This window comes from Micromonospora sp. NPDC004336, from assembly GCF_053602615.1.
The window spans coordinates 1-12,029 of record NZ_JBSGDY010000178.1; the positions used below are offsets into that span (position 1 = coordinate 1).

Sequence of the window (12,029 nt, forward strand, 5' to 3'; positions counted from 1 at the left end):
CAGCAATACCCAGAACGCTCTTACGCATGATCGTGTTCACGATGGGCTCCATTCGGGGGTAGACACCCACGGCCGAAAGGGGGTCGGCGTGTGGGGTGCAAGCACCGTCCGGCGCTCAAAAGGAACTCGGGGGGAATCCGGCAATGGTGTGCCGGGCGGAATCAGACCGGCCTCGCGTGGACCGGAGGGGTGGCCCGTGTTGCGGGGCGGGGGACGCCCTCGCGTCGGCCGGACCATGTGTAACGGCCACCGGCCCGCCATCATTCCGGGGGCCCGGCCACGCCCGCGCCCGCAGGCGGTGACGTGCCCTTACTCGGCCGTACGCAGGGTGTAACGGCCCCGGCCCGGCCACGATTCCGCGCCCACGATGCCACTGGTCACACCCCGAAACCGGACACTTTACACCAAACGGCTCAATTCGACCGCCCGCCGCCACCGGGTCGGCACACACTCGCTGTCGACGTGACGCACCGTGACGCGAGGGGACGCGTCCCACAGGTGGGGCAGCTCGACAGCGCCGGAACACACCCGCCCATCAGGCGCCTCCGGCCGTCGAGAACCGGCAGAGGAGCCGCCACCGAGGACCGCCATCGAGCCTGCTCCACGAAACCGCCACCGAGACGACCCACGTCACCGACCGCGAGAACCGGCCGTCCGGGGGCGGCGCGGAGCGGCGTGACTGATGCAGGTGACCGCCGTCACATAGGATACGAACCGGTTCCGTATCGAAACTCAAGGCCCTACGCTGACCGCAATACGAGTCTGACCCGTATCGAAAACGGGACCGGGGGGAGAACCGGAGATGCAACCGCACGAGAACACGGGACACCCGAGGAGGTGGGCGATCCTCGGGGTGCTGGTGATCAGCCTGCTCGTGGTCGTCCTCGACAACACCATCCTCAACGTCGCCCTGCGCACCCTCGCCGATCCGGTGCACGGCCTCGGCGCCAGCCAGGGCGAGCTGGAGTGGTCGATCAACTCCTACACGCTGGTCTTCGCCGGCCTGCTGTTCACCTTCGGCGTGCTCGGTGACCGCGCCGGTCGCAAGCGATTCCTGCTCATCGGCCTGGTGCTCTTCGGGCTCGCGTCGCTGCTGTCGGCGTACGCGCAGAGCCCGGCCCAGCTCGTCGCGGCCCGCGCGCTGATGGGGGTGGGCGGCGCGGCGATCATGCCGGTGACGCTCTCGATCATCTCCAACGTGTTCGACCCCCGGGAGCGGGGTCGGGCGATCGGCGTCTGGGCGGGCGCCGTCGGCCTGGCGGTGGCGATCGGCCCGATCCTCGGCGGCGCGCTGCTGGAGCACTACTGGTGGGGCTCGGTCTTCCTGATCAACGTGCCGGTGGTCGCGCTCGGCGTGGTGCTGGTCGCGATCCTGGTCCCCGAGTCGCGCGACCCGAGCCCGGGGCGCGTCGACGTCGCCGGCGTGCTGCTGTCGGTGGTCGGCCTGGTCGCCCTGACGTACGGCATCATCGACGGCGGTGAGCACGGCTTCGGCCGCCCGGTCGTCTGGGTCGCGATCCTCGGCGGCCTGGCGGTGCTGGCCGGGTTCGTCGCGTACGAGCGGCGCAGCGACCACCCGTCGCTGGACGTGCGGCTGTTCCGGGTGCCCCGCTTCGCGGCTCCGGTGACGATCGTCGGGCTGGTCTTCTTCGCCGCGATGGGCGTGATGTTCTTCAGCTCGTTCTACCTCCAGCTCGTCCGCGGCTACAGCCCGCTGGAGACCGGCCTGCTCTTCCTGCCCTTCGCCGCCGCCCAGCTCGTCTTCGCCCCGCGCAGCGCCACGATGGTCCGCCGGTACGGCGGCAGAGCGGTCGCCACGGTCGGCCTGACGCTGACCGTGGCCGCGCTCGCCGCGTTCGCCTTCGTCGACGCGGCCACCCCGATCTGGATCGTGCTGGTCGTCTTCTTCCTCCAGGGCGTCGGGATGGCCAACATCATGCCGCCCGCCACGGAGTCGATCATGTCGGCGCTGCCCCGGGAGAAGGCCGGCGTCGGCTCGGCGGTCAGCAACACCGTGCGCCAGGTGGCCAGCGCGCTCGGCGTGGCGGTGCTCGGGTCGGTGCTCTCGGCGGTCTACCGCGCCGACGTCGACTCCGCGCTGCGTGACCTGCCCGCCGGGGCGCGCGAGGCCGCCGGTGAGTCGATCTCCGGCGCGTACGCCGCGGCGGGTCAGCTCGGGCCGGCGGCGCCGCAGCTCGTCGCGGCGGCCGACGATGCCTTCGTGGCCGCCATGCACTGGGCGGCGGGCCTCGCGGCGGCGGTCACGGCGCTCGGCATCCTCGTGGTGCTGCGGTGGATGCCCGGTCGTGCCGCGGCCCCGGCGGGGGTGCCCGCGCCGGCGACGAAACCCGAGTTGGCCGGGACGGCCTAGCTTCGGGAACAATGTCCGACATGACTTCCCCCGCCGACGCTCCGCGGTCGCCCGGCCGACCGCGGAGCGTCCGCGCGGACGAGGCGATCCTCGAGGCCACCCTCGACCTGCTCGCCCAGGGCAACACGATCGAGTCGATCTCGATCGAGTCGATCGCCGCCCGGGCGGGGGTCGGCAAGGCCACCATCTACCGCCGCTGGCCCGGCAAGGACGCGCTGCTGCGCGACGCCCTGCGGACGCTCAAGGGCAACCCGCCGGAGCCCGCCGGCCGCTCCGTCCGCGAGGACCTGATCCTGCTGGTGGGCGCCGTCGGCCGCCACATCGACCCGCGGGCGGAGCGGATCATGCCCTGCCTGGTGCCCGAGGTGAACCGCAGCCCCGAGCAGTACCAGCTCTACCAGAACATCATCGAGCCCCGGCGGGCGCTGATGCGTGAGGTGCTGCGGCGGGGGGTGCGCACCGGCGAGCTCCGCGCCGACCTCGACGTCGAGGTGACCATGGCGATGCTGACCGGCCCGATGCTGGTGCAGCGGGTGATGCGCTGGCACCCCGACCTCGACGAGGCGACGCTGGCCGAGCAGATCGTCGACGGCCTCCTGGCCGGCATCCGCGCCCGCTGACCCGCGACCACCCGGGCCGGCGACCGGTCGGGGCCCGCGACCCGAGCTGGATCCTCGCCACCTGCGGCGCGTGCCCGGCCGCCACCGGCGCGCGCCGACCGCCGCCGGTCCGGTCAGGCGGCGGGCGTACGCAGGCGGTGCAGGCGCAGCGCGAGCTGGACCTCCAGCGCCCGCTCCGGCTTCTGCCAGTCCGCGCCGAGCAGCTGCCCGACCCGCTCCAGCCGCTGGGTGACCGTGTTGACGTGCACGTGCAGCAGCTCGGCGGCCCGGGCCAGGCTGCCGCCCACCCCGAAGTACGCCTCCAGCGTCCGCACCAGCGCGGTGCCCCGCCGGGCGTCGTAGTCGACCACCGGGCCGACGGTGGCGGTCAGGAACCGGTCCACGTCCCTGTCGCCGCCGTCGCCGACCGCGCCCAGCAGCAGCCCGACGAAGCCCAGCTCGGCGGTGCTCGCGCCCTGCCCCGACCGGCCCAGCGCGCCCAACGCGGTCAGGCAACGCTCCGCCTCGACGAACGTGGCGGCCAGCGACGCCGGCCCCGACGACGGGCCGCTCGCCCCGGCGGTCACCGGTCGGCCGGTCACCCGCGACAGGTCCCGGGCCACCGCCCGCGCGCTGCCGCCCGCGTCCCGGCCCGGCAGCATCAGCACCACCCGCCCGTCGCGGGCCGCCGCCAGCCCGCCCCGGGTCGAGGCGTACGTGGTGGCCCAGGAGAGCACCCGCTGCCGGGCGGAGCCCGTCGCGGCGATCGCGTCGTCGCCGACCGCCACCAGCACGTGCGGCGCGTCGAGGTCCACGCCGAGGCGGCGCGCCCGGCTGCGCAGCGCGTCGGTGTCCCGCAGCGGCCGGGCGATCAGGTCGTCGAGCAGCTCGCCCCGGACCCGCCCCTCCGCCTCGGCCACGGTGCGCCGGAACAGCAGCAGCAGCGCCGTCACCAGCGACGCCCGCTCCAGGATGCGCTGGTCGGCGTCGACCAGCTCGTCGTCGGGGCGCAGCACCAGCGCGCCCAGGTTCTCCGCGCCGGCCACCACCGCGGCGTACCAGAGCGGCCCCCGGCGCACGCTGCGGCCCTCCGTGCGCGACGCGGCGACCGCCTCCACCATGTCCGCCCGGTCCGGCTCCTCGATCTCGCCGACCCGGGCCAGCAGCCGGCCCTCGGCGTCCAGCGCCAGCAGCGCCCCGCCGAGCACGTCGGTGACCGCCGAGGCGACGTCCTCCACGCCGCCGCCGCGCAGCACCAGCGCCGTCATCCGGTCGTGCGCCGCCGCGGCCCGCTCCACCGAGCTGCTGTGCGCCCGGATGGTGGTGTTCGCCGCCGACAGCTCCTCCAGCGCCGCCCGGGTCTCCGCGAGCAGCCGCGCGGTGTCGATCGCCACCGCCGCGTGCGCCGCCAGGGACACCAGCAGCGCCACCTCCTCCCGGGCGAAGGGCCGGGCCGAGCGGTTGGCCGCGTAGAGCACGCCGATCGAGGTCGAGCCGAGCCGCAGCGGCACGCCGAGGATGGCCACCAGCCCCTCCTCGCCCACCCCGGCGTCGATCTCGCCGGTGTGGTGGAAGCGCTCGTCCTCCGGGTAGTTGGCGGTGACGTACGGGGCACCGGACTGGGCCACCAGGCCGCCGAGCCCCGCGCCCATCGGCAGCCGCAGCCGCTGGAAGCGGGCCGAGACCGAGCCGTCGGTGACCCGCATGTAGGTGTCGCCGCGCTCGTCGTCGTCGAGGGTCATGTAGGCGACGTCCGCGCCGAGCAGGTTGCGGGCCCGGTGCACGATCGCGCGCAGCACGTCGTCGAGGTCGCGCAGCCCGGCCAGGTCGCTGACCGTGTCGTACAGGCCGGAGAGCTCGACCTCCCGCCGGCGGCGGCGCTCCAGCAGCGCGCGGACCCGCAGCGCCACCGTCTTGGCCTGCTCCAGCTCGGCGAGCCGCTCCGGCGGCAGCCCGGCGGCGCGCGCGGCCACGAGCGGCCCCTCGAACTCCACCGCGGCGGCCTCGCGGGCGAGCAGCTCCAGGAACTCCACCGGTGACGACATGACCGACATTGTGCGGCTTGCCACTAGTTCGCCGTCCAGCCCCCGTCGAGCGCGATCGACGCGCCCGTGATGAACGCCGCGGGTGGGGAGCAGAGGTACGCCACCAGCTCGGACACCTCCTCCGGCTCGATCAGGCGCTTGATCGCCGCCCGCGCCAGCATGATCTTCTCGACCACCTCGGCCTCCGGGATGCCGTGGCTGGCCGCCTGGTCGGCGATCTGGCTCTCCACCAGCGGGGTGCGCACGTACGCCGGATTCACGCAGTTGGCGGTGACGCCGTGCGGCGCGCCCTCCAGCGCCACCACCTTCGACAGCCCCTCCAGCGCGTGCTTCGCCGAGACGTACGCCGACTTGTACGGCGAGGCGCGCAGCCCGTGCACCGAGGAGATGTTGACGATCCGCCCCCAGCCCCTGGCGTACATGTGCGGCAGCGCCCGGCGGATGATCAGGAACGGCGCCTCCACCATCACCCGGTGCAGGTGGGCGAAGCGCTCGGCGGAGAACTCCTGGACCGGCGCCACGTGCTGCAGGCCCGCGTTGTTCACCACGATGTCCACGTCGGCGTCGAGCCGGTCGACCGCGTCGGCGTCGGCCAGGTCCACGCCCTCGGCCCGGCCGCCGGCCTGCGCCGCCACGGCCCTGGCCGCCTCGAGGTTGCGGTCCACCACGAGGACCTTCGCCCCGGCGGCGGCCAGCCGCAGGGCGCAGGCGCGGCCGATGCCGCTGCCGCCCCCGGTGACCAGGGCGGTACGACCGGCGAGGTCGACGTGTACGACGTGGGGGACCGCCACGGGTTCTGCCGTCATGGCGCATGAAGTTACGAGCTGTGTGTCCGGGCGCACATGGGGCGGCGACACATACTCGACGGCCGGGGTGTGTGGCCCGAACCGCCCGCCGGCGGCGTGTCGGCGGGCCCGGCGTGTCCCCGACGGCGGGGCGTCGCCCGGGTCGGTAGGGTGTCGAACACACGTACTGCTGACGGCTGGGGGAGGAGGCGGCGTGCGCGTGCTCGGCGTCGACCCGGGGCTGACCCGGTGCGGGGTCGGCGTGGTCGAGGGGGTGCCGGGGCGTCCCTGCACGCTGGTCGCCTACTACGTCGTCTACACCGACCCGCACGACGAGCTGCCGCTGCGCCTGCTGCACCTGGACCGTTCGCTCACCGACCTGGTCGCCGAGCACCGGCCGGACAGCGTCGCCGTCGAGCGGGTCTTCAGCCAGCACAACGTCCGCACGGTGATGGGCACCGCCCAGGCCAGCGGAATCGCCGTGCTCGCCGGCGCCCGCGCCGGGCTGCCCGTGCAGACCTACACGCCCAGCGAGGTGAAGGCGGCCGTGACCGGTTCCGGCCAGGCCGACAAGGCGCAGGTGACCGCCATGGTGACCCGGCTGCTGCGGCTGGCCGAGCCGCCGAAGCCCGCCGACGCCGCCGACGCCCTCGCCCTGGCCATCTGTCACGTGTGGCGCGGCGGGACGCGCTCCAAGCTGGCCGCCGCGGCCGACCGGGTACGACGAGGAGGAGCCAGATGATCGCCAGCGTGCGCGGGGTGGTGACCGCGACCGGTCCGGACCACGCCGTGGTGGAGGTCGGCGGGGTGGGCCTGGCGGTGCAGTGCGCGCCCGGCACCCTCGCCGACCTGCGGGTGGGTCAGCCCGCCCGGCTGGCCACCAGCCTGGTCGTCCGGGAGGATTCGCTCACCCTCTACGGCTTCGCCGACGACGACGCCAAGCAGCTGTTCGAGCTGCTCCAGACCGCCAGCGGCGTCGGCCCCCGGCTGGCCCAGGCGGTGCTCGCCGTGCACACCCCCGACGCGGTGCGCAAGGCGATCGCCAACGCCGACACGGCCGCGCTGACCCGGGTGCCCGGCATCGGCAAGAAGGGCGCCGAGCGCCTGGTCCTGGAGCTGCGCGACCGCGTCGGCCCGGTGCCGGTCGGCGCCGACGGGGCCGCCGGGGTGACCGGCGGGGCGTGGCCCGAGCAGGTCCGGCAGGCGCTGGTCGGGCTCGGCTGGACGGCGGGGCAGGCCGACCAGGCGGTCGCCGCCGTGGCGGAGACCGTCGACGGTGACGTGCCGCCGGTGCCGGTGCTGCTCAAGCAGGCCATCCGACTGCTGGGCCGCACCCGGTGACCGGTCCCGACGGCAACCTGGTCTCCGCGTACGTCAACGACGCGGAACTGGACGCGGAGGCCAGCGTCCGGCCGAAGCGGCTGGAGGAGTTCATCGCCCAGCACCGGGTCCGCGACCAGCTGGACCTGCTGCTCCAGGGCGCTATGCGGCGCGGCTCCCCGCCCGACCACATCCTCCTGTCAGGGCCGCCTGGCTTGGGTAAGACCACCCTGGCCAACATCGTCGCCGCCGAGCTGGGCTCGGGCATCCGGGTGACCAGCGGCCCGGCGATCGAGCGCTCCGGCGACCTGGCGGCGATCCTGACCAGTCTCGCCGAGGGCGACGTGCTCTTCATCGACGAGATCCACCGGATCGCCAAGCCGGCCGAGGAGCTGCTCTACAGCGCGATGGAGGACTTCCGGGTCGACGTGGTGGTCGGCAAGGGGCCGGGCGCGACCGCCATCCCGCTGGACGTGGAGCCGTTCACCCTGGTCGGCGCGACCACCCGGTCGGGCCTGCTCACCGGGCCGATGCGCGACCGCTTCGGCTTCGTGGCGCACCTCGACTTCTACTCCCCGGCCGACCTGGAGGTGCTGCTGCGCCGCTCGGCCCGGATCCTCGGCGTGCCGATCACCGACGAGGGGGCGGCCGAGGTGGCCGGCCGCTCCCGGGGCACGCCCCGCATCGCCAACCGCCTGTTGCGCCGCGTCCGCGACTTCGCCGAGGTCCGCGCCGACGGCGTGGTCACCCTGGAGACGGCCCGGGCGGCCCTGAAGGTGTACGACGTCGACGCGCTCGGCCTCGACCGGCTGGACCGGGCGGTGCTGACGGCGCTGGTCGACTCGTTCCGGGGCGGGCCGGTGGGCCTGTCCACCCTCGCCGTGGCGGTGGGGGAGCAGCCGGACACGGTCGAGGAGGTGTGCGAGCCGTTCCTGGTGCGGGCCGGCCTGCTGGCCCGTACGCCGCGGGGCCGGGTCGCGACGGAGGCCGCCTGGCGGCACCTGGGGCGTACGCCACCGAATGGTACATTTGGCACGGATGCCCCTCCCGCGCCCGATCTGTTCTCCGTGGACGCCGAACAGCCGTGATGTGAACGTGATCTGTGCCGCATTCGGCGTTCCCAGGTGCAGGGATTAGACTCGCGCCGGTCTGTACAGGACGTGAGAATCCGCCTCCGCTCCGGCACGCAGGTGCCGGTCCCGGAGGCCAATGGGAAGGTCTTTCACCGTGCTTTACGCAGCAGAGGGCGGCGGGGGTGCCGGCAGCCTGACGCCGATCCTCATGATCGCTCTGCTCTTCGGCGTCATGTACTTCATGATGATCCGCCCCCAGCAGAAGCGCCGCCGCGAGGCGGAGGCGATGCAGTCCGCCCTGGCCCCCGGCGACGAGGTGGTCACCATCGGCGGGCTCTACGGCACGGTCACCGGAGTCGACGACGACACCGTCCTGCTGGAGGTCGCGCCCGGTGTGCAGACCCGGTACGCCCGCCCGGCGATCGCCCGGGTGGTCAGCCAGGCGGAGCGCGCCGAGGAGCCGGTCGCCGAGGACGCGGACGTCGTCAAGGAGTGAGCGTCGCTCCCGCCCCGTGCGCGGCGGCGCCGGATTCCGGTGACCGCCGCGCCCCACGGGGCAGCGGAGCCGACGTGAAAACTGGATAGTGGGGCCCGACGACGGAACCGGCGCGTCCGCACCTTCGTCCCGGCGCCCCCGCGCCGCGACGTCGGGGCCCGCGCGCCGGGCTTTCGACGCCGGCCCGTCAGGACCGCCGGCCGCGCCGGCCGACACCCGCCGCACCAGCGGCGCGACCGTACAGGGAGACAGGACAGCCGTGGCACCACCTCAGGGACAGATGCGCCCCGGACGGCAACTGGCCGTGCTCGGGCTCATCTTCGTCGTCCTCTATCTTTTGGTGTTCTTCGCGGGCGGCGCCAGCGGTGGCTGGAAGGACCGGCTGGAGCCCAAGCTCGGCCTGGACCTCGTCGGTGGCACCCGGCTGACGCTGGAGGCGACCAACACCGTCGACGGCCGGGCCCCGACGGCGGAGAACCTCGAAGAGGCCCGCCGGATCATCGAGAGCCGGGTCAACGCCTTCGGCGTCGCCGAGGCGGAGGTGGTCACCGAGGGCAACCGCAACATCGTGATCTCCCTGCCCGGTGAGAACCGCGACATCACCGAGGTGGGCAGCGCCGCCGAGCTGCGCTTCCGCAAGGTGCTGAAGGCCGCCGACGGCAGCGGCGCGGCCGCCGCGCCGGCGCCCGCCGCGACCCCGGGCCCCTCCGGCAGCGCCACCCCGGCCCCGTCGGGCAGCGCGAAGCCCTCGGCCAGCGCCACCCCGTCGGGCAGCGCCGGGCCGAAGGCCACCGCGTCGCCGAGCGGCGGCCAGGGCGGCATGGCCCCGGCCCCGAGCGCGTCGGCCTCGCCCAGCGCGTCGGCCTCGCCGAGCGCCGCGGCGCCGTCGCCGAGCGCCAGCGGCGAGCCGGTGCCGCAGAGCGTCGAGGAGCAGCGCAAGGCCGTCGAGAAGAAGGTCGGCGCCGCCGCCTGGGCCGCCGCCAACGGTCTGCAGGCCCCGGCCGACCTGGCCGCCGACCCGTCGCTCGCGGAGAAGCTCAAGCCGTTCGCCACCCTCGACCCGCGCGAGGTCGCGGTGCTGCCGGCGCAGCTGCAGTTCAACGTGCCGCAGATCAGCTGCGCCCAGCTCGACCAGCGCCCGCCGGCGTCGATCTCCGACCCGGAGCAGCAGGTGGTGGCCTGCGAGGACGGCGCCGCGAAATACCTGCTCGACAAGGCGAAGGTGCTCGGCACCGACGTGAACGACGCCGACGCGGTGCTCGACCAGACCAGCTCCTGGGTGGTCAGCCTCGACTTCACCGGCGCCGGCCAGGACAAGTGGACCAACCTGACCCGCGAGGCGTTCACCAACGAGGGCCAGGCCTGCGACGCCACCGCCCTCGGCCAGGACGGCAAGTGCCGCGTGGCCGTCGTGCTGGACAACGAGATCGTCTCCTCGCCCGAGATCCAGGCCGTGCTGACCGGCAACTCGCAGATCACCGGCAGCTTCACCCAGAAGGACGCCAGCGAGCTGGCCGGCAACCTGCGCTACGGCGCGCTGCCGGTGACCTTCGAGGCGCAGGAGCAGCAGAACGTCACGGCCACCCTGGGCGCCAGCCACCTGCGGGCCGGTCTGCTCGCGGCGGGCATCGGCATGGCGCTGGTCATCATCTACTCGTTCTTCTACTACCGCCTGCTCGGCTCGGTGATCTTCCTGAGCCTGGTCCTCTCGGCGCTGCTGGTCTTCGGCGCGCTGGTGGTCCTCGGCCGGCAGATCGGCTTCACCCTCACCCTCGCCGGCATCGCCGGCATGATCGTCTCGCTCGGTGTGGCGGCGGACTCGTTCGTCATCTACTTCGAGCGGCTCAAGGACGAGATCCGGGAGGGGCGCAGCCCACGCAGCGCGGTGCCGCGCGCCTGGATCCGGGCCCGCCGGACGATCATCTCGGCCAACGCCATCACCCTGATGTCGGCGGTGGTGCTCTACGTCGTCTCGGTCGGCGCGGTGAAGGGCTTCGCCTTCGCCCTCGGCCTGGCCACGGTGCTGGACCTGGTCGTGGTCTTCCTCTTCCGGCACCCGATCATGACGATGTTCGCCCGCACCTCCGCGTTCCTGTCCCCGCGGGTCAGCGGTCTCGGCCGGGCGCTCCCGCCCCGGACGGCCGAGCCGGCCAAGCCCCGCAACCAGCGCGTCAAGGAGGCCTGAGATGGCCAAGAGTGGTCTCGCGAGCCGCCTCTACCGGGGCGAGGCCGGCCTCGACATCATCGGCCGGCGCAAGATCTGGTTCGCCACCGCCGGCGCGCTGATCCTGCTCGCGCTCCTGAGCTTCGGGTTGCGCGGGTTCCACCTCGGCATCGAGTTCGCCGGCGGCAACTCGTTCCAGATCCCCGCCAGCGTCGGCACCATGGAGCAAACCGAGGACAAGGTCGAGGAGGCCCTCGGCGCGGCCGGCGACGGCGCCCGGGTGGTCACCACGCAGAAGGTCGGCGGCACCGGCGGCGACTTCTACGAGGTGCGCACCACGCAGCTCAGCGCCGAGCAGGCCAACGACGTCAAGGTCGACCTGGCCGACGAGTTCGGCATCGACGCGGGGCAGATCAGCGGCAACCAGGTCAGCGAGGCGTGGGGCAGCCAGGTGACCTCCCGGGCGCTGCTCGGTCTGGTCATCTTCATCGCGGTGGTGATGGTCTACCTGATCCTGCGCTTCGAGTGGCGGATGGCCGTCGCCGCCGTCTCCTCGCTGATCATGAACCTGGTCCTCACCGCCGGCATCTACTCGCTGGTCGGCTTCGAGGTGACCCCGTCGACGGTCATCGGCTTCCTCACGATCCTGGGCTTCGCGCTCTACGACGTGGTGGTGGTCTTCGACAAGGTCCAGGAAAACACGCGCGGCATCACCGCCAACAACAACCAGACGTACGGCGAGGCGGCCAACCTGGCCATCAACCAGAGCCTGATGCGGTCGCTGAACACGTCGGTGGTGGCGCTGCTGCCGGTCGGCGGTCTGCTCTTCATCGGTGCCGGCCTGCTCGGCGCGGGCACCCTGAAGGACCTCGGCCTGGTGCTCTTCGTCGGTATGGCGGTGGCGTTCCTGACCTCGATCCTGCTGGCGACGCCGCTGCTGGTGCTGCTGAAGAACTACGAGCCGCGGATCGATGCGCACAACAAGCGGGTGCTGGCCCGCCGGGGCGCCATCGCCCGTGGCGAGGTAGCCCCGAAGGGCGCGCCCCGCGACGCGGACGAGGCGGACGAGCCGGTCGACGCGGAGTCGGCGGCGCTGGCTCTTCGAGCGCAAGGGCGTCGCGGACGACGTGCTGGTCTACGACGAGTACGCCTACCACCCGACCTCGATGACGCTGG

Annotated in this window: 10 protein-coding genes; 8 read left to right on the plus strand and 2 right to left on the minus strand. The window is 73.5% G+C overall.

Annotated elements, in window-relative coordinates; translation table 11 throughout:
- Positions 1-802 precede the first annotated feature (802 nt).
- A complete protein-coding gene (locus ACWENR_RS26185; RefSeq protein WP_452279617.1) occupies positions 803-2,371 on the plus strand; it encodes an MFS transporter in 1,569 nt (522 codons plus the stop codon).
- An 11-nt stretch (positions 2,372-2,382) separates the two neighbouring features.
- On the plus strand, positions 2,383-2,991 hold the full coding sequence (locus ACWENR_RS26190; RefSeq protein WP_452279618.1) for a TetR/AcrR family transcriptional regulator: 609 nt from the start codon (positions 2,383-2,385) through the stop codon (positions 2,989-2,991).
- A 113-nt stretch (positions 2,992-3,104) separates the two neighbouring features.
- Here the strand turns inward: ACWENR_RS26190 and ACWENR_RS26195 are convergent, their stop codons facing one another.
- Complete coding sequence (locus ACWENR_RS26195) at positions 3,105-5,024, minus strand: helix-turn-helix domain-containing protein (protein WP_452279619.1); 1,920 nt, start codon at positions 5,022-5,024, stop codon at positions 3,105-3,107.
- Between the two features lie 14 nt (positions 5,025-5,038).
- Complete coding sequence (locus ACWENR_RS26200) at positions 5,039-5,821, minus strand: 3-hydroxybutyrate dehydrogenase (RefSeq protein ID WP_452279620.1); 783 nt, start codon at positions 5,819-5,821, stop codon at positions 5,039-5,041.
- 193 nt (positions 5,822-6,014) lie between these two features.
- On the opposite strand from ACWENR_RS26200, the gene ruvC reads away from it, so the two are divergent.
- The 6 genes from ruvC to secF form a co-directional block, all read left to right on the plus strand.
- Positions 6,015-6,542 carry a crossover junction endodeoxyribonuclease RuvC gene (gene ruvC / locus ACWENR_RS26205; RefSeq protein WP_452279621.1) on the plus strand — a complete coding sequence of 176 codons (528 nt, stop codon included), beginning with the start codon at positions 6,015-6,017 and terminating at the stop codon, positions 6,540-6,542.
- On the plus strand, positions 6,539-7,141 hold the full coding sequence (gene ruvA, locus ACWENR_RS26210; protein ID WP_452279622.1) for a Holliday junction branch migration protein RuvA: 603 nt from the start codon (positions 6,539-6,541) through the stop codon (positions 7,139-7,141). Before ruvC ends, ruvA begins: the two co-directional genes overlap by 4 nt.
- Entirely contained in the window at positions 7,138-8,208 is a 1,071-nt protein-coding gene (gene ruvB, locus ACWENR_RS26215) for a Holliday junction branch migration DNA helicase RuvB (RefSeq protein ID WP_452279623.1), read from the plus strand. Before ruvA ends, ruvB begins: the two co-directional genes overlap by 4 nt.
- Before the next feature lie 139 nt (positions 8,209-8,347).
- Complete coding sequence (yajC, locus tag ACWENR_RS26220) at positions 8,348-8,689, plus strand: preprotein translocase subunit YajC (protein ID WP_452279624.1); 342 nt, start codon at positions 8,348-8,350, stop codon at positions 8,687-8,689.
- Positions 8,690-8,948: 259 nt separating this feature from the next.
- Positions 8,949-10,874 (plus strand): protein translocase subunit SecD, encoded by a 1,926-nt coding sequence (gene secD / locus ACWENR_RS26225; RefSeq protein WP_452279625.1) that lies wholly within the window; start codon positions 8,949-8,951, stop codon positions 10,872-10,874.
- A 1-nt stretch (position 10,875) separates the two neighbouring features.
- On the plus strand, positions 10,876-12,029 hold a 1,154-nt coding region (gene secF, locus ACWENR_RS26230), incomplete at its 3' end, for a protein translocase subunit SecF (RefSeq protein WP_452279626.1).